Source organism: Bacillus sp. UNCCL81 (assembly GCF_900112535.1).
GTDB classification, from domain to species: domain Bacteria; phylum Bacillota; class Bacilli; order Bacillales; family Bacillaceae_G; genus Gottfriedia; species Gottfriedia luciferensis_B.
Window position 1 is genome coordinate 117,748 of sequence record NZ_FOMF01000008.1, and the last position, 19,086, is coordinate 136,833.

The following is a 19,086-nucleotide window of genomic DNA, read 5'->3' on the forward strand; positions in this document are numbered from 1 at the left end:
CTAAATTTTTACAGAAATTCCAAATTAAAAAAATTATTAGTTTTTTTATCACCCTAAAAACACTGATTTCACTATACTTCAAGCCCAATTTCTGGTAATAAATTGGACTAGTAAAAATAAATTTAGTATTGAATATTATTTTTTATATGCTATGCTAAGATTAATTTTCATACATATTCATCACTAGGGGATCCCTTGATAAGGGCTGAGAATAAAGTAGTTACTTTTAAACCCTCAAAACCTGAACAGGCTAGTACCTGCGTAGGAAAGTGGCGCATTTTATACTTTTTTCGCGTGCAATGTAACCACTTTCTTTTTTTAGGGAAGTGGTTTTTTTGTTGAAAAAATTTTGATAATGAAAGTGGCTGGGACATGGAACTTATTGCAATTACAGATGATCAGCACACAGTGGAAGTACTTGCTACAAAAATAATTCAAATAATCGATGCAGTTGATTATGTACATATTCGCGAAAAATCGAAAAAGGCAATCGAGCTAATATCACTCTTAAATCTACTAAAAATGAACAAAGTAGATATGAAAAAAATTGTTTTAAATGATCGATTAGATATAGCTATTTTCTCTAACCTAACAAATATTCACTTGCCAGGACATGGTCTTCCACTTGTTGATGTAAAAGAATATTTTCCTAATTTACGAGTAGGAAAATCAGTTCACACACTTACTGAAGCAATACAGGCAGAAAATGATCAAGCTGACTATATTATGTACGGTCATTGTTTTGAAACAGAGTGTAAAAATGGATTAACACCTAATGGAATTGAACTAATTCCAGAAATGAAAAAAACGTTAACCATACCAATCTATGCGGTCGGAGGAATATTACCTGAACATATACAAGTTCTAAAAAGGAACGACATTGACGGTATTGCTGTAATGTCTGGTATATTTTCTGCCCGAAATCCCCTAGAAGCTGCGTTGCAATATTTTGAAAGGTGTAAATTTACTTATGAACAAGAAATTTGATGTTGTCGTAATTGGTGGTGGAATAATAGGTTGTTCCATTGCTTATTATCTGGCCAAAGAAAACATTAATGTCGCAGTTCTTGAAGGACAGCAAGTTGGGCAGAAAACAACTAAGGCAGCTGCTGGAATGCTTGGTGCCCATTCCGAGTGGGATCACTCTGAGTCATTTTTTACTTTTGCTAGAAACAGTCAATTAACTTATTTTCACCTTCAAGAAGAATTAAAGGAATTATGTGGAATTGATATTGAACTTAAAAAAGGTGGCATTTTCAAACTAGCTTATACAGATTTAGAAAAAAAACAATTAACTCCCCTACTCACTCAAACTTCGGCACGTTGGTATAACGAGGAAGAGTTAAAAGAACAGATACCTGGCATTTATCCAAACATAATTGGAGCAGCTTATATTGAAGACGATGTGAATGTATTGCCTGTTTCTGTCTGTAACGCATTTTGCAAAGGTGCTCAAATTTTAGGTGCATCTATTTTTGAATATACACATGTATTTCAGATTCAAAAAAATGATTCACATTATTTAATTAAAACAACAAATGGCAATTTTGAAGCAAAAACCATTGTAGTTGCAAGTGGAGTCTGGAGTAATTCATTGTTTGGACAGCTTGGATTACATCACGAAATTATTCCCGTTAAAGGTGAATGCATCTCGGTTAGAAGTGAAAAGGTTGCATTAAAACATACTCTTTTCCATGAACAAAAATATATTGTTCCAAGGAATGACGGTCGCCTTGTCATCGGAGCTACTATGGTAGACAACGAATGGAATGAGAACCCTAGCTTAGGGGGGATTGAGTCATTAATACAAAGCGCTAAAAAAATGCTTCCTGACATTGAAGACATGAAAATTGATTCATTTTGGGCAGGATTACGTCCGCGAACTCTCGATTATAATCCCTTTATTGGAACTCATCCAGAAGAAGATCAAATCTTATTTGCTACTGGCCATTTTCGAAATGGAATATTGCTTGCACCTGCAACTGGAAAGTTAATTCGAGATTTGATTCTTAAGCGGAAAGTCAATCGTAATTGGATCGAAGCATTTAAAATCAATCGTTAATTTTAACTCTTTGGAGGTGTATGCATTTGGAAATAAGATTAAATGGAAAGAATATCGATATTTCGAGCAATACCTATACAATTCAGGATCTGCTTAATAAATATCAATTAGAAAACCGAATTGTTATTGTCGAGGTTAATAAAGAAATTATTTATAAGGAACAGTATTCATTAACTCATCTCTCTAACGGAGATTCTGTAGAATTAATACATTTTGTAGGTGGTGGCTAATCATGTTAAAAGTAGGAAATCATACGTTTCATTCAAGATTATTATTAGGAACAGGAAAATACCCTTCATTTGAAGTCCAGAAAGAAGCTGTTGAAGTATCGGAAGCCGAGATACTAACTTTTGCTGTTAGAAGAATGAATATTTTTGAGGAATCTCAACCAAATTTTCTTGAACAATTAGATCTAACGAAATATAAATTATTGCCAAATACAGCTGGTGCAAAAACTGCTGAAGAGGCAGTTAGAATTGCAAGATTGGCAAAAGCGTCAGGCTTATGCGATATGATCAAGGTAGAAGTAATTGGGTGTGATAAATCATTATTACCTGATCCAATCGAAACATTGAAGGCATCAGAAATGTTATTAAACGAAGGATTTATTGTATTACCTTATACTTCCGATGATGTTGTGCTTGCAAGAAGACTAGAAGAACTTGGTGTCCATGCGATTATGCCAGGTGCATCTCCAATCGGTTCCGGAAAAGGAATTATTAATCCATTAAATCTTAGATTTATCATCGAGCAATCCAATGTACCTGTTATAGTAGATGCCGGAATCGGATCTCCAAAAGATGCAGCTTTTGCAATGGAGCTAGGTGCTGATGGAGTCCTTTTAAATACTGCGGTCTCTAACGCAAAAGATCCTGTAAAAATGGCAGTTGCGATGAAACTTGCTATTGAAGCAGGAAGACTTGGTTATGAGGCAGGAAGAATTGAAGAAAAAAATTATGGTGAAGCTAGTAGCCCAATCACAGGGTTGGTGAATTCTTGACAAACCGTTATGCAAAACAAGAATTATTTTTAGGAAGAGATCGTCAATCACACTTACAAAAAGCCAGTGCTATTATTATTGGTGTTGGTGCACTAGGCTCATCAATAGCAGAAATGCTTGTAAGAGCGGGAATTGGAAAGATAACAATTGTTGACCGTGATTACGTTGAATGGACTAATTTACAAAGGCAATCTCTTTATACGGAAGAAGATGCTAAAAATAAACTCCCTAAAGTAATTGCGGCTAAAAATCGACTTCAACAAATTAATAGTGAAGTAGCGATAACTAGTTTAATAAAAGATATTACTAGTCTTAATATTGAAGAGTTGATTAAAGGTCAAACAATCATACTAGATGCAACAGATAATTTTGAAACTAGAATGGTAGTAAATGATGCAGCAATTAAACATGGCATTCCTTTTATTTTTGGTGCGTGTGTTGGAAGCTATGGCCTCTCGTTTCCAATTATTCCAGGAAAAACTCCATGCCTTAACTGTTTATTAAATCATATACCAACTTTAAATATGACTTGTGATACAGTAGGCGTTATTAGTCCAATTGTGCAAATGATTGCTGCCTACCAAGTAACCTATGCCATGCAATATCTTACTAACTATGAACTCTTACCAATCTTACAATCGATTGATGTTTGGAAGCATGAAAAGTCTGATATAAACATCGAAAAATTAAAAAATAAAAACTGTCCAACATGTGGTCCTATAAGAAGTTATCCATTTTTAAAAGATGATGACCATATGAAGTCATATGTCTTATGTGGAAGAGATGCAGTTCAATTAAGAGTATCATCTCCTAAAATTCCAACACTAACTAACCTTTCTGATAGATTACAAGGGATAGTAAATGATTTGATTGTAAATCCTTATTTATTGTCATGTACTTATGAAGAACATCGCATTGTTTTATTTAAAGACGGTCGAGCGATTATTCACGGTACAAAGGAACCATCTGTTGCTAAGGAACTCTATCGGAAAGTTTTAGGTTGAAAAAGAAACCCTTTCAAAGACTACTAATTTACTAGTTTTTGAAAGGGCTAATTATATAAAATCTCTATAAATTAATTAGACTCAAACTAAATACTTATCACTTAACGATGCTAGCAAGACTGATGGTTTAAATAAAACCAATAGTCGACCAGCAGATATTAAGCCGAATATTTTATAAAGCGATTAAATAAAAAAGCAGGAAGACTTTAAAAGTTTCCTGCTTTTTTCTGTTTAATTTATGGTACGTCTACTATAAATGGTACGATAAACACATTTCCATTTTGCTTAAACTGTCCCCATATTTTATATAATCCCTTTTTTGGAAAACTCGTCATGAATTCCGCAACAGGTCCGCTTGATTTTTCATTCATAGGGTGCACATGTAAATATGTATTAGTGTCGCCACTAATCGCAACTACATGACCAACTGCACCTAAATAAGGCTGTAAATCATTAATCTCTTTTTTTGTTTTAGCATCTTTGATCGTATATGTCATTTTAACTTCTTGATCTGTCGTTAATTTATCAAATTTTAATGTAATTTCTTTTCCATCGATTACTTTTGTTAATACTTTATCTGGTATTAGTGATACTGGTCCTGCTGGTTGCCCCGTTACCTTTACTAATTTGGATTTTACATTTTTATCTGAGCCCTTAGGGATAAAATCAGTAAATAACTTATACTCACCCCCATTTGGAAAGTTCGGTATTACTGTAAATAATCCTTTACCTTTATATTGTGGATGCAAATGGTCAAAAAAAGATAAATCCTTACTTACAATGATCAGGTGCATTAATTTTTCATGTTCAAGTTCAAACTGATCAACTGGTTTACCTTTTAAACTATTAACCTGTATGTTTAAATCTACTTTATTATTACTCTCTGGAGTACCATTAAATGAAAAGCTCACTTGAGTAGTATCTTTTTTTTCTTTTGTTTCATGATTCATATTTTGATGAGTTGATCCTACGTGTGTCTTACTTTCACAACCACTTAAACCTATAACAGTAAAAAAACTAAGTATCAACAATAAGTATTTCATCTAATTCTCTCCCCGATATAGTATTTTTCCCAAATAAAAAGCGAACCTATAGTTCGCCTTTTATTTGTTCGATATCACTTTTAAACGATATCGTAACCTTGATCTTCAATAGCCTCTTTCACTTTCTCAACTGTTTCAGCGTTTGAAGTATTGAAAGTTACTTCTTTATTTTCCAAACTTACGATTATATTATTTGTACCAGACACTCCTTCTACAGCTTTCATAACTGCAGCTTTGCAGTGTCCACATGTCATACCTTCTACTTTTAAAATTGTTTCCATTTTCTAAATCCTCCTAAATTTTTATGCGTTTTAATCGTAATGCATTTATGACAACCGATACAGAGCTAAATGCCATGGCAGCACCTGCAATCCAAGGCTGCAACAGCCCTAAAGCTGCAATCGGTATACCTAAACTGTTATAAAATAGCGCCCAAAATAAATTTTGGCGAATATTATTCATTGTTTTCTTACTTAAGCTAATAGCTTTCGGAATATGTGATAAGTCGCCACCTACTAGCGTAACATCCGCTGTTTCAATCGCTACATCTGCACCAGTACCAATTGCCATCCCAATATCAGCTTTCGCAAGAGCTGGTGCATCATTAATCCCATCTCCAACCATCGCAACAATTTTCCCTTGTTTTTGTAGTTCAGCTACTATATCTGCTTTTTTCTCTGGTAGAACTTCAGCAAATACATTTTCAATCCCAACTTGATCTGCAATCGCTTTTGCTGTGTGTTTATTATCACCGGTTACCATAAAAACTTGTATTTTTAGATCCTTTAATGCTTTAATCGCATTTCTTGAAGATTCTTTAATTGTATCGGCTACAGCAATAATTCCTTCTAGCTTGTCGTCAATTGCTACTAACATTCCTGTTTTCCCGGCAGATTCAAATACGATTAATTGTTCTTCAATTGGAGAAAAATCGATATTCTTTTCATTCATTAACTTTCGAGTACCGATATATACCTTTTTATTTTCAATCAAGGCTTCTACACCATGTCCAGGTATAGCAATAAACTCTGTAAGATCCGTTAGTTGCAATTCCTGTTGAAGAGCGTATTGAACAATTGCTTGTGCTAAAGGATGCTCTGACATTTTCTCTACACTTGCAACAAGCTTCAATAAATCATCCCGATGATTTAAATTAATGATATCTGTTACTTCAGGCTTTCCTTTTGTAACAGTTCCTGTTTTATCAAGAATGATTGTATTAATTTTTTGTGTAGTTTCTAAAAATTCTCCGCCTTTATATAAAATCCCATTTTCCGCACCTTTTCCACTTCCAACCATAATCGAAGTTGGTGTAGCAAGCCCTAAAGCACAAGGACATGCTATGACTAAAACAGCTATTGCTACTTCAATTGACTTAGGTAAATTTTGTGGATCGACTACAAAAAACCAAATGATAAAGGTCAATATGGCTATGCCAATTACAATTGGAACAAATATATTCGAAATTCGATCAGCTAATCTTTGAATTGGAGCTTTTGAACCTTGTGCCTCTTCAACTATTTTCACAATATTTGCTAATGCGGTATCCTTACCAACCTTTTCAGCTCGTATTGTTAAAATACCATTTCCATTAACTGTTGCTCCAACAACTTTATCATCAGTCTTTTTATCAACTGGTAAAGACTCACCTGTAATCATTGATTCATCAACTGTAGATACTCCCGAAACAATAACACCATCCACTGGAATTTTCTCACCTGGTTTAACAAGTAGTAGATCTCCAACTTTTACAGCTTCCAATGGTACATAAACTTCATTTCCATTTTCTAAAACAATTGCTTCCTTAGCTTGTAATTCCATTAGTTTTGAAATTGCTTCAGTCGTTTTCCCTTTCGCGATATGCTCAAAATATTTTCCAAGTAAGACTAATGTTATTAATACTGCACTTGTCTCAAAATAAAGATGTGGCATATACGAGCTATTATTTATTGTCTTAATCGACTCAGCTAAGCTATAAAAATAAGCTGCCGAAGTTCCGAGTACGACGAGCACATCCATATTTGCACTATAATTTCGTATTGCTTTAAAAGCTCCTACATAAAAATGCCAACCTATAATAAACTGAACAGGAGTTGCAAACAATAATTGAAACCATGGATTCATTAATAAATGTGGCATCCAAATATTTGAACTAAATGGAAGATGAGATACCATCGAATACAATAGTGGAAGTGAAAGTAAGATTGAAATCATCAATTGAATCTGTTTGTTTTTTGTTGTATCTTTTTCTTTCACTGCATTTTCTTCTTTTATAGCTGCTGCATAACCGATATGACTAATTTTATCGATTATCGATTGAAGTGAACGTACTTCAGGTAAATATGAAATCGTTGCTATATTCATAGCTAGATTAACATTGATTTGAACAACTCCATCCATTTTCCCTATTACTTTTTCAATTCGAGCTGAACAAGCAGCACATGTCATTCCTTCAATATTTAACGTAATTTTTTCAACTGCAACCTCGTAGCCAATCGAATGGATTTTTTCTATTAAATCAGAAGTTTGATATTGTCCGTTATCATAGACAATAGTAGCTTTTTCTAATGCCAGATTCACATTCGCATTCAAGCCATCCATTCGATTTAAGCTTTTTTCGATTCGGGTTGCACATGCGGCGCAGGTCATACCCTCTATACCAAGGGTTAACTGCTTTGCATTATTCATTCTAATCAACCCCCTTTACTTTACGTAACGCTTAATAACCTCCATTAATTCGTTTACGGATTCTTCGCCATTATTTTCTTTAACTGCCTTAACCATGCAATGATTCGCATGTCTTTCAATTAATGAAAAACTTACCTTTTTCATAGCAGCTTCAACTGCCATAATTTGGGTCAAAATATCTATACAATATCGGTCCTCTTCGACCATTTTTTGAATTCCTCTTACTTGGCCCTCTATTCTACGAAGACGCTTCATTAAATCATTAATTTCGTCTTCACTTCTTGGAACCATTTGGTCATCATGGCAATTTTCCATTTTTTATCACCTCTCCATTATTATATACTCATAGGGGGTATAGGTGTCAATTTTTTATTCTATTTATTTTTAGTTGTCCATATGATGATATAAAGCGAAAAGTTAGGGGGTATCATATATGTTCACCAGTTGGGTATGTATTAGCATTATGCTCTTTATCACAATCATTTCGATCCACCTCAAACCAACAAAAAATGACCAGATGCATCAAATGATGTATATGATGATGATCAGTATGACTACTGGTTTAACAATAGGTGTGCTCATTACACTTTCAAATCACCAACAATTTTTCAATTCTTTACTCATTTCGATGGGCTTATCTGCATTCATCGGATTATGTATCGGCTTTCGATTACATTTCCTTGCATTACTTGAGGGGATCTTTACTGGCATGATGGCCGGTATGATGGGGAGCATGATCGTCGTTATGATTTCAATATCAGAAGCACATGCTTTATTATTAATTTGTTTATTATTATTAACTTGTTCGGCCATATTTTGTTCTACTATGTTTTTAAGTCAGCGATTCCCAAAACTACTATCATCATTCTTTCCAGTAATTATTATTTCTAGCCTGCTGCTCATCGTAACTGTTTTTTATTCTTTCACTCATTTTGAAACTACTGTTTTTTCAAACTATGATCAAAATCCACTTAAATTTTTAAAAAGCTGATTTATTCAACTTTAGTGCTATTATTAAGTAGAAAATAATTAACATAGAGGAAAGCAAAAAAAAGAACAGACATGAAGATTTCTTTTTCAAGTCTGTTCTTTTTTCACATCTTAAGATACAAAAAATATTATTTATTTACTAGTTTCTAAACTCTCGACAAATGGCCATGTTGGAAGCTTTTTACTAATTGGTTTATCTTCACGATAACCTAAAGTATATTCAGCTTCCGTAATTGTGTGAATTTCTCTTGTGGCCTCGTATATATCAGGTGCTTTTGCATTTCTTAGAAATCTTTCTACCGAATACTCATTCGAATATTCGTATGCTCTGTGTATTTGAATCGCATCATTCGCTGCTTCAATCGCAGCATCACATGCAAACCATTTTGCAATCGATGTTTCATGGGTATTTCGTTCCCCTTCATTTTTTAAAGAGCCTGCCCGAAAGACAATTTGACGAGAGATTTCTAGATTCGCAGACATCTTGGCAATCATTTGCTGTACTAATTGGGGGTTTTCTGTTTCTTTACCAAATGTTTTACGTTCATGACAATATTTAATACTTTCTTCTAAGCATGCATTAATTAATCCACAAGCACCTGCTGCTACAGTAAACCTGCCATGATCTAAAGCAGACATTGCAATTTTGAAGCCTTCACCCTCTTCGCCTAATAAATTTTCAGCCGGTACATGAACTTCTTCTAGGAACATTTCTCCAGTATTCCCTGCACGAATACCTAAATTTCCTTTGATTGCTTTTGTCGTTAATCCCGGGAACGTTCGTTCAACTATGAAACAGCTAATGCCGTGATGGTTCTTATCTTTATCCGTTTTTGCAAAAATTAAGAAATGATCGGCTACATCACAAAGCGAAATCCATGTCTTATAGCCACTTAAAACATATTTATTTCCTTCTCGTCTCGCTGTTGTTTGTAATGCAGCAACATCCGATCCAGTATTTGGTTCTGTTAAACCAAATGCACCGATCTTTTGACCACGCGCTTGTGGTACTAGATACTTTTCTTTTTGAGATTCATTGCCCCACTGTAATATAGTCATACTGTTCAAGCCAGTATGAACTGATAAGGCTGTCCTGAATGCAGTATCACCTCGTTCTAACTCGTCACAAACAATCGCTAGTGTATTGTAATCCATTCCGACACCGCCATATTTCTCCGGAATACCAACTCCCATTAACTCTAAATTAGATAATCGTTTCAAGATTCCTCTTTCAAAATGCCCTTTTTCATCCCATTCTTGAATAGAAGGAATAATTTCGCGATCAACAAATTTACGTACCATTTTTCTTACTGATTCTTGCTCTTCCGTTAGTGAGAAATTCATCATTTCAAATTCCTTCTTTACAAATTGTTTTTTACTTTTTATATACCGTCTTACAAGGTACTCTTATTGATCAATAGAATGAGGTTTTCAATTTCAATAAATGCTTTTCAGCTTTTGAATTTTATATAATACGCACACTGTTTGCGCTCTCTTTTTGATTTATGTTTTTTTAATTTTCAAATGGATCATACATTTTTTCTCGGATGAACAATGCTGGAATAAGTGCAGATATGATATAAGCAATTCCTAATGTAGCTAAGCCGAATCCGATTGACTGAGATTCTGCAATGATGCCAATAACATAAGGTGCGATTGCTGACCCAACTCTACCAATATTATAGGAACCTCCAACCGCTGTACCGCGAATAGAAGTAGGGAAACTTTCGCTCATATATGTTGCATTAACTGCATAAGGCATTCCATAGAAAAACCCTAATATTGTAAGTAAAACAATAATATTAGTCGGTGAATGATAAAGATAAACGACTGGTAAAACAATTGCTGTAGACACTCCTCCAATGATAAACATTGTGCGGCGTCCAAAACGGTCTGCCAGCCAACCTGTAATGATTTTTCCTAAAATTGCTGCTAAATAAGTTCCAACAATGTATCCTGTCATCTTTTTAAAATCAAAACCTAAATCAGTTACTATATATGTAGGAAGCCAAGTACCTACTCCGTAATAGGCAAATTGCAAGAAGGTTGCAGTAATAACCCATAATATAAAAATTGATCTTGTTTTTGAATCTTTAAAGATTGCCAGCCATTCATTTTTCTTTGATTCTTGAAATTTTTGTATTTTATCTGTCCATCCTTTAGGCTCTGGAATCCTAAATCCAATGTAAACGGCCAATACGACAGGTATAATCGCAATAAAGTAAAGTGGTCTCCATCCGTATTGAGGTAAAATTGAGCCTGCTAATAATGCTGACACTAAATATCCAACTGAATAAGCCGCTTGTAAGGATCCTAGAATTGTCGTTCTCTTTTTTGTAGGTACGTATTCTGCCATCAACATCGTACATATTGTATATTCCGCTCCTATTCCGATGGCAGAAATAAGCCGAATAATAATAAATTGTTCGTAGGTTTGAGCAAACCCTAGTAACGCTGTTCCGACAGAGAATAGAACCATCATCCAAGCAACCATTCTTACTCGGCCTAAACGATCAGATAGCCATCCCCCAGTAATTCCACCAATTGCCATACCTACTAAAGACCATGTAGCAATTAGTCCCGCATCCACTGCTCCAATATTGAACTCTTTCATCAAACTTGGCATCGTTATTGAAAGCATTTGTAAGTCCATACCATCAACCAAGAGACTTAAAAAACATGTAACAAAGACTACAGTCCATGTTCGATTAGATGTATTCTTCTCCATCATTAACACCACTTCTTTGCCTATTCTTACACCTTCTATTTTCGATTTCTTTTACATGGGAATGGAATTAATTTTTCACTAAAGAAAATAACTCGATAACTCGTTTTAAAATTCTGATAATGTATTAAATTCGGACGTTGATTTCCATATTGTAAAGGAAGTTTTCCCGTATCTAGGAAACCTATTCCAATATTAAGCAATATCTGTTATTTCATTTCCTACAATACTAACTTTACTAACTAATTCATAATATCGGAATTTAGATTCCTTTATTATGAATATAAAGATAATTTTCTTAAGGGTCAATTAATTTTTACTGGAAATTGCTTCATATTTTTGGTAATTAAAATCGATCAATTCTACTATCGCCTTACCTCTGTATGGCCAATTATATTAGTATGATATAATGTATTTATTAACTAAATCGGAATGGAATTGGCTTGGGGGAACATATTTATGAATTCAAAGATTTCGTCAACAGTTCAACGCGCAATAAAAATTATTAACTATTTAAATGAAACATACGGGCCACAAGGAATAAAAGATATCAGCGAAAACCTTAATATTTCACCTCCAATCACTCATAGACTACTTACGACTTTAAAGTTGGAGGGAATGGTTTATCAGGATCTCAATTCTAAAAAATATTCACTCGGTACGGTATTTATTGATTATGCAAATAAAGTAATTTCTGATGTGCCTATTATTTCTTTAATTGATCCACATTTAATGAAGTTACGGGACGAAACTGAGGAAACTGTAGGCTTATATATGTTAACGGGAATGGATCGGATATGTGTTGTAGAACACGAAAGTAAACAGGAAATAAGCAGAAGAGCGGGAGTTGGGAATAAAATACCACTTCAACTAGGTTCAAGTGGACGAGTAATTTTAGCGTTTCTAAGTGAAGATATAAAAGCTCAAATATTAAGTTTCCTATCCGAGGAAGAAAGAAACATACTTCAAGCGAAATTAGAAACAATCGTAAAAACTGGTTACTCAACTAATGAAGAAGAACTTACAGAGAATGTAGCTGCATTATCTGCTCCTGTATTCGGTGCAAAAGGTAAAGTTATTGGTGCCATAGCCATTTCAGGCCCTCTTTTTCGCTGGAATAAAAAATCAATGGAACAACATATACCGTTATTGTTGAAAACTAGTGAAATTATTTCTAAATCGTTATATTAAAATAAGTTTTCACCTAACTACCAAAATAGTGTATTAAAAAGAAACCTTGTCGACTGACGGCCTTTTAGGCGAAGTCAAAAGCGTGGCATTTATACTTTATTACTAAAATTGGCAACTACGGCGAGTACTCATCATCGCTGCCAATTTATACTTACTAAAATTGAATTAAAAGGAACCCCTTATTCGCAGAGTAAGGGGTTCCTTTTTTTTATATTAAGATTATTTATTAACCGAAACTTTATAATTAACAATTTCATCAAAATACTTTAAATGAATTTGTTCCTTATTAATTTCATCCTTAAAATATCGTTCATGGATCAATACTTTTGCAATATACTCTTTTCGAACATGCTCTTTTGTATCTTCAAGAGCAGTAACCGCTTCTACTAAATCTGCCATTTTATTTGCTATTTTCTTTGCATAATATGTTTGTTTATTAGTATCTAAAGTAAATAGATACTGAACATTTTCATGTAATTCATCCAGCTTTTTCTTTATTATTTCACCTTCATTTACTAGTGATTGAGGTATATCTAATAATTTTTCTTCAATGAATAATTTAAAGGCTTTGTAACCATTCATTTTGTTAAACAGTCTCAAAATCTCTAAACCTAAAATATTGGCAGTTCCTTCCCAGACTGTAAGTACTTGAGCATCTCTTAAAAGTCGAGGTGTAACAAAATCTTCAATATAACCATTTCCTCCATGCATTTCAATCGCCTCATGAGAAAAATGAATTGCTTCTTCTGCTGTACGCATTTTTAAAATAGCAATTAAAATTCGTACTAATGTTTGTTCTTCAGTTGTTCCATTTTCTTTCCCGATTACTCGATCATATAAAGCAACTAAATTAAATACTGCATTAGTTTGTACTTCTTGAATCGATGCAAGTTTTGCTAATGTCTCTTGAATCATCGGAAAATTTGTTAGTAATTGTCCAAATGCTGGCCTATTTTCTGCATATTTCTTCGCTTCTACATAAGCTCTTCTCATTATTCCAACTGATGCTACAGCATTACATATTCTAGATAGATTCAATGCTTCCATCATATAATTAATTCCTCTAGAAGGATCTCCGATTAGAAATGCTTTCGCTCCATTAAACTCAACTTCTCCTGATGGAACAGCTCTTACACCTAGCTTATCTTTTAATCGCCTAATCGTGAATCCGTTATTTGTACCATCATCATTCTTCCAAGGAACTAAAAATAAACTTAACCCCTTACTCCCAGCAGGAGCTCCCTCAATTCTTGCTAAAATCGTTGTAATACCACACTGACCTGCATTGCTAGCAAAATATTTTTCTCCGTAAATACGATAGTAGTCTCCTTCCTTAACTGCTTTCACTACATTGGCTCCAACATCTGAACCACCCTGTCTTTCGGTTAAAAAAGTCGCTCCTTCATATAATTCTGTTTCCCCAGTCGATAATAAATGAGGAAGATATTTTGCTTTTAATGCTTCATCTGCATATCTCTCAACTAAAAACGTAGCAGCCATTGATAATGTTACCGGACAATAAAAACCAGCTTCAGTCTGCGATAGTAAATAACCTTGGGCATAGGAATAAATATAATTCCCCTTAGTACCAAGCTCTGGTATTGGCTTATGGATATAGCTAACAATCCCTCTATTATAAGTATCTTTTACAGTTTGTTTGTAACCTTCATTTACCCAAACATGTGAAATATCATTACCATATGCATCATATTTGATTAAACGGGGTTGGCCTTCTCTGTCAGTGTGGATTGCATGTTGATCAATTTCATTCGCACAAAGCTCTCCGTATTCTTCTAGTTCTCTATTAGCCCATGTAAAAAAATCTTCATTAAAATATTTTCTTAAAATCATCTGTAGATTAAGATCTTCTTTATAAAAATTCATTTAGCCTTCCACATCCTTTTTCGGAAGTATTTCATTCGATTTCAAATAAATTTCGCTCAAGATTGCTCTTAATCCTCATAATTTCTTCTTTTAATTGGATTAAATCGTTTATTTTTTTATCTAACTCTCTAATCTTCTGGTTCCCATATTCAATTGTTTTTTGTAATTGTTTTTCACCTGTTCGATCAATCATAAATAAATCAATCATTTCTTTTATTTCCTGTAAATGAAAGCCTAAATTTTTACCTCTTTGAATTAAATAAAGACGTGTACAATCTTTTTGGGAGTACTTTCTTCTACCACTTTCAGTATAGGTAGGCATTAATAATCCGATTTCTTCATAATATCTAAGGGTTCTATGAGTCGTATTAAATTCCTTCGTCATCTCTCGAATCGAATAAAACTTCAAAATGCCCTCCTCCTTCTAGCTATAGATTCATTATAAATCTTACGTAAACGTAAGTTTCAAGATAGATTCCTTCGACAAAAAATTCGAGGATAAGAGACTTTTTAAAGTATTTATTCTCAATACCTCCTACTTTTCCTGCCTTTTTTTGGTATAACGTTTTAATGTTCTGCAAAACATAACTTTATCTGTAGCCTAAGGTTTAATAAATTGAATTAGTTCCATCATGGTGAACTAGAAGGAGATTACAATGAGGAAAACAATTGCAGATTTACTAATCGATTCATTGATTCAAGCAGGGGTTACTAGAATTTATGGTATTGTTGGTGATTCTTTAAATGCTGTTTTGGATTCAATTAAAAGCTCAAAAAGAATTGAATGGATCGGCGTTCGACATGAGGAAGTTGCAGCTTTTGCTGCAGGTTCAGATGCTCTAATGAGTGGAAGTATCGCAGTTTGTGCGGGAAGCAGTGGTCCAGGTAACCTTCACCTAATTAATGGATTATACGATTGTCATCGAAGCCGTATTCCTGTACTTGCGATTGCGGCTCAAATTCCAAGCATCGAAATTGGAAGTGAGTATTTTCAACAAACTCGTCCCGAGCAATTATTTAAAGAATGCAGTCACTTCTGTGAAACGGTGTATAGAGCAGAACAAATGCCTCGTCTAGCAACAATTGCTATGCAGCATGCAATCGCAAGAAAAGGTGTATCTGTACTTGTTTTACCTGGTGACATTGCTGCTTTAGAAGATCAACAAACTGTTCCAGAACAAGTTATTCACGTAACTAATCCACTGATTAGTCCATCGAAACCTGAATTAGAAAAACTAGCTGGCTTTCTTAACGATGGTAAGAAAGTTACATTACTTTGCGGAGCAGGCTGTGAAGGTGCTCATTCTCATTTAATGCTTCTTTGTGAAAAGTTAAAATCTCCAATGGTTATTGCACTTAGGGGAAAAGAATTCTTAGAATACGATAACCCATACAATGCAGGGTTAACCGGATTAATTGGCTACTCATCAGGTTATCACGCCATCATGGATTGCGATGTCTTATTGATGCTAGGAACAGATTTTCCTTATCGACAATTTTATCCGGACGATGCAGTTATTTTGCAAGTAGATGTTCGAGCTGAGCATCTAGGTCGACGAGCTGCACTTACTTATGGACTATGTGGTGATGTAAAAGAGACAATTAGTCAGTTACTACCTCTCTTAACTGATGTAAAAGATTCAATCCATCTAGAAAAGTATGTTTCAGCATACAAAAATGTACGTGAAGATTTAGATAAATTTGCTGTAGGAAAACCAGGGCGCACGCCGATCCACCCTCAGTATTTAACAAAGATTGTAAGTGATCTTGCAAGTGAAGATGCTATATTTACATGTGATGTCGGTACGCCAACATTATGGTCTGCACGCTATTTACAAATGAATGGAAAAAGAAGATTACTTGGGTCATTTAATCATGGAACTATGGCTAATGCCATGCCTCAAGCAATTGGTGCTCAAGTTTCCCAACCTGGACGTCAAGTAGTCGCATTATGCGGAGATGGTGGATTATCAATGTTATTGGGTGACTTATTAACAATCCATCAACATAAATTACCTGTAAAAATAGTTGTATTTAACAATAGCGCGCTAAGTTTCGTAGAATTAGAAATGAAAGCTGCTGGTTACCTAGAAACTGGTACTACTTTAGAAAACCCTAATTTTGCATCATTAGCTCAAGCGATGGGGATTGAAGGAATTCGTGTAGAAGATCCTGCTGATTTAGAATCCGCTGTACAACGTGCGTTTGAACACAATGGACCGGCATTAATCGATGTTTTAGTAAACCGTCAAGAACTTGCAATGCCTCCTAAAGTAAGTATTGAGCAAGCACATGGATTTACACTTTGGACATTAAAAGCTGTATTAAATGGCCATGCAAGTGATGTAATTGATCTTGCTAAAACGAATCTTTTAGATCGATTCCATCTATAATTAAAGAACCCGTTCGATTTGAACGGGTTCTTTATTGTTTATTATGAAATTGGCAAATCAAAAAGTTATTACTCATAACTGCTTCATGAGTCACTATAATAGCTCTATTTTCAAATTTACTTACTCATAACACCTTCATGACTCACTATAATAGCTCAATCTTTAAGAGTACTTACACATAAACAATCTGAAAAGAACCCGTTCATTTAAAACGGGCTTTTCTTTAAATTTGTTCAGTTAGTTTTCCATTTTCAATATAAACAACACGGTCACACAAGTCTAGCATCCTTTTATCATGAGTAACCATTATCGCAGCTTTTTGTCTTTGCTTTACTTCTCTAGATAGCATTTCAACTACTGATCTTCCTCTTTCAGAATCGAGACTAGCTGTAGGTTCATCCGCAAAGATTACTTCTGGATCATTCATTAGTGCTCTTGCAATGGCTACTCGTTGTCTCTCTCCTCCTGATAAATTTTCTGGATAGTTTTTCATTCTCTTTGATAATCCTAATTGTTCAAGTAATTCGTTAGCTTTCTTCTCGGCAATTTTGTTTTTTATTCCAGCTAATTCGGCAATTAATAGAAGCTGATCCTTAACTGTTAAATACGGAATTAAATTAGACATTTGAAAAATGAATCCGATTTTAGATAATCTAAATTCATTCAATTTATTTGCTGGGAGATTACTTATTTCAATATCATCTATTAAAATTCTCCCACTAGTAGGAGATAATAAGGCACCTGCTATTGAAAGGAAGGTACTTTTACCTGAGCCTGATGGACCAACAACTGCTACTAGTTCGCCAGCTTTTACTTGAATAGAAACTTGGTCTAATACTGTTGTTGCTAAAGAATCTCCGTCATTGTATGTTTTGCTAATATTATCTAACACTAGTTTATTACTCATTAAAAAGCCCTCCCTATTGCTTCAATCGCATCAATTTTTATTACTTTTAATAAAGATATTAACGAGCCGACTATTGCTACAAATAGGAATAATAATGAACTTCCGATGATTAACTGAGTATCAAATACAAAAGGTAAGCTTGCTGGTAATACTTTAGATAATCCAAATGTAATTGAAATACTAATCATTAGACTTAACAGTGTAAGTGTTAAAACTTGAAAAATAATATTTTTAGCTAAATAACTAGTTTTTGAACCAATTGCTTTTAGCACGCCAAATTGATTAATTTTTTGAATCGTAATGATATAGAAAAAGACTGCTAACACAAAAGCACCGATAAAGAATAAAAAGACAATCATCATTAATAAAGAACCTTGTTCTTCTTTATAACCAGGTATACCTTTTAATGCTTGATTTTTATTAATTACTTCTACTCCTGTGACTTTTTCACTTACCTTTTTTGCCGTACTTTCGTTTGTTTTTAACGCAATTGCATTAAATGAATTCTTGCTATTCACCATCGACCACTCATTGTAATTCATATGAATTACTGGAGCGTGGCTATATGATTGATTTTCAGTAAATCCAACAATTTTAAATTCTTTACCCGAGATTTGATCAGAAATGCTGTCACCAAGCTTGATCCCTTTTTCTTTCAAAGAAATATCACCGACAACTTCATTCTTTGTTGAATTATTAATCATTTCGCCTTCAATTACCTTTGGAGCCGCTAAACCATTCACATCAATTCCAAATAAGGTAGCATCAATTTTTTTAGATGTTCCTTCCTTTAGAAAAGTAGTCATTTGAACTCCTAAAGTTGCAGAATTCTTTTCATCAACAAATTTCTGAACTTCATTTATTTGACTTTCCGTTAACATTGAATGATTAATTTGTTTACCTGATTCCTTTTGTAATACAAAATAGTTTGAAGCCATGCTATCAATAGAAGAAGCATTATCAAAAGATAATCCTTTCGCTAATCCTGAAACGAATAATACTAGGAATGATATAAGGATCATGATTAGACTAATTAATAAAAAACGTAATTTTGCGTGTTTAAATTCCCTTAATGCAAGAAACACCTGTCATTCATCTCCTTTAAATTACTAAATTTTAAAAAGTGTAAAAAGTAGAAGCACTCTTTGTAATTCAGAGTATAGGAATGTTAGATGAACAACAGGTGAACAGTCGATTAC

At 34.0% G+C, this 19,086-nt stretch carries 18 protein-coding genes and 1 riboswitch; of the genes, 8 read left to right on the plus strand and 10 right to left on the minus strand.

Features of this window, described 5'->3' with window-relative positions:
* Window positions 1–175 precede the first annotated feature (175 nt).
* Window positions 176–285, plus strand: a riboswitch (TPP riboswitch).
* Between the two features lie 87 nt (window positions 286–372).
* From BM319_RS17485 to BM319_RS17505, 5 genes are read left to right on the plus strand one after another with little or no spacing between them, the layout of a single operon-like run.
* Window positions 373–987, plus strand: coding sequence for a thiamine phosphate synthase (locus BM319_RS17485; protein ID WP_069033238.1), 615 nt, complete (start codon window positions 373–375; stop codon window positions 985–987).
* Complete coding sequence (thiO, locus tag BM319_RS17490; protein ID WP_091023869.1) at window positions 971–2,062, plus strand: glycine oxidase ThiO; 1,092 nt, start codon at window positions 971–973, stop codon at window positions 2,060–2,062. The genes BM319_RS17485 and thiO overlap by 17 nt, the downstream gene beginning before the upstream one ends.
* Window positions 2,063–2,088: 26 nt before the next feature.
* Window positions 2,089–2,292, plus strand: a complete 204-nt coding sequence (gene thiS, locus BM319_RS17495; RefSeq protein ID WP_175495635.1) for a sulfur carrier protein ThiS — start codon at window positions 2,089–2,091, stop codon at window positions 2,290–2,292.
* A gap of 2 nt (window positions 2,293–2,294) precedes the next feature.
* Window positions 2,295–3,062 (plus strand): thiazole synthase, encoded by a 768-nt coding sequence (locus BM319_RS17500; RefSeq protein WP_091023873.1) that lies wholly within the window; start codon window positions 2,295–2,297, stop codon window positions 3,060–3,062.
* Window positions 3,059–4,066: a ThiF family adenylyltransferase gene (locus tag BM319_RS17505; RefSeq protein WP_091023875.1), complete on the plus strand. Its 1,008-nt coding sequence runs from the start codon at window positions 3,059–3,061 to the stop codon at window positions 4,064–4,066. The genes BM319_RS17500 and BM319_RS17505 overlap by 4 nt, the downstream gene beginning before the upstream one ends.
* A 236-nt stretch (window positions 4,067–4,302) precedes the next feature.
* On the opposite strand, the gene BM319_RS17510 is transcribed toward BM319_RS17505, so the two are convergent.
* The 4 genes from BM319_RS17510 to BM319_RS24785 form a co-directional block, all read right to left on the minus strand.
* Complete coding sequence (locus tag BM319_RS17510; protein ID WP_091023877.1) at window positions 4,303–5,109, minus strand: DUF8832 domain-containing protein; 807 nt, start codon at window positions 5,107–5,109, stop codon at window positions 4,303–4,305.
* Window positions 5,110–5,189: 80 nt separating this feature from the next.
* On the minus strand, window positions 5,190–5,390 hold the full coding sequence (locus BM319_RS17515) for a cation transporter (protein ID WP_069033232.1): 201 nt from the start codon (window positions 5,388–5,390) through the stop codon (window positions 5,190–5,192).
* Between the two features lie 13 nt (window positions 5,391–5,403).
* On the minus strand, window positions 5,404–7,797 hold the full coding sequence (locus tag BM319_RS17520) for a heavy metal translocating P-type ATPase (RefSeq protein WP_175495636.1): 2,394 nt from the start codon (window positions 7,795–7,797) through the stop codon (window positions 5,404–5,406).
* A 15-nt stretch (window positions 7,798–7,812) separates the two neighbouring features.
* Window positions 7,813–8,112, minus strand: coding sequence for a metal-sensing transcriptional repressor (locus BM319_RS24785; RefSeq protein WP_025671826.1), 300 nt, complete (start codon window positions 8,110–8,112; stop codon window positions 7,813–7,815).
* A gap of 118 nt (window positions 8,113–8,230) precedes the next feature.
* Between BM319_RS24785 and BM319_RS17525 the strand changes: the two genes are divergently transcribed.
* Complete coding sequence (locus BM319_RS17525) at window positions 8,231–8,788, plus strand: hypothetical protein (protein ID WP_091023879.1); 558 nt, start codon at window positions 8,231–8,233, stop codon at window positions 8,786–8,788.
* 131 nt (window positions 8,789–8,919) lie between these two features.
* Here the strand turns inward: BM319_RS17525 and BM319_RS17530 are convergent, their stop codons facing one another.
* Window positions 8,920–10,131, minus strand: coding sequence for an acyl-CoA dehydrogenase family protein (locus tag BM319_RS17530; RefSeq protein ID WP_091023999.1), 1,212 nt, complete (start codon window positions 10,129–10,131; stop codon window positions 8,920–8,922).
* Between the two features lie 169 nt (window positions 10,132–10,300).
* Window positions 10,301–11,515 (minus strand): MFS transporter, encoded by a 1,215-nt coding sequence (locus tag BM319_RS17535; protein ID WP_091023882.1) that lies wholly within the window; start codon window positions 11,513–11,515, stop codon window positions 10,301–10,303.
* A gap of 456 nt (window positions 11,516–11,971) precedes the next feature.
* Between BM319_RS17535 and BM319_RS17540 the strand changes: the two genes are divergently transcribed.
* Window positions 11,972–12,703: an IclR family transcriptional regulator gene (locus BM319_RS17540; protein WP_254664566.1), complete on the plus strand. Its 732-nt coding sequence runs from the start codon at window positions 11,972–11,974 to the stop codon at window positions 12,701–12,703.
* A gap of 219 nt (window positions 12,704–12,922) precedes the next feature.
* Here BM319_RS17540 and BM319_RS17545 read toward each other — a convergent pair whose 3' ends face one another.
* Together BM319_RS17545 and BM319_RS17550 are read right to left on the minus strand one after the other, a co-directional pair.
* Window positions 12,923–14,587 (minus strand): acyl-CoA dehydrogenase family protein, encoded by a 1,665-nt coding sequence (locus BM319_RS17545; protein WP_069033227.1) that lies wholly within the window; start codon window positions 14,585–14,587, stop codon window positions 12,923–12,925.
* 31 nt (window positions 14,588–14,618) lie between these two features.
* Window positions 14,619–14,996: a MerR family transcriptional regulator gene (locus tag BM319_RS17550; protein ID WP_091023884.1), complete on the minus strand. Its 378-nt coding sequence runs from the start codon at window positions 14,994–14,996 to the stop codon at window positions 14,619–14,621.
* 247 nt (window positions 14,997–15,243) lie between these two features.
* Here BM319_RS17550 and poxB point away from each other — a divergent pair, with 247 nt between their 5' ends.
* Window positions 15,244–16,980, plus strand: a complete 1,737-nt coding sequence (poxB, locus tag BM319_RS17555; RefSeq protein WP_091023886.1) for a ubiquinone-dependent pyruvate dehydrogenase — start codon at window positions 15,244–15,246, stop codon at window positions 16,978–16,980.
* 223 nt (window positions 16,981–17,203) lie between these two features.
* On the opposite strand, the gene BM319_RS17560 is transcribed toward poxB, so the two are convergent.
* Window positions 17,204–17,887: an ABC transporter ATP-binding protein gene (locus tag BM319_RS17560; RefSeq protein WP_069033224.1), complete on the minus strand. Its 684-nt coding sequence runs from the start codon at window positions 17,885–17,887 to the stop codon at window positions 17,204–17,206.
* Window positions 17,887–18,972 carry an ABC transporter permease gene (locus tag BM319_RS17565; protein ID WP_069033223.1) on the minus strand — a complete coding sequence of 362 codons (1,086 nt, stop codon included), beginning with the start codon at window positions 18,970–18,972 and terminating at the stop codon, window positions 17,887–17,889. The genes BM319_RS17560 and BM319_RS17565 overlap by 1 nt, the downstream gene beginning before the upstream one ends.
* Between the last annotated feature and the right edge of the window lie 114 nt (window positions 18,973–19,086).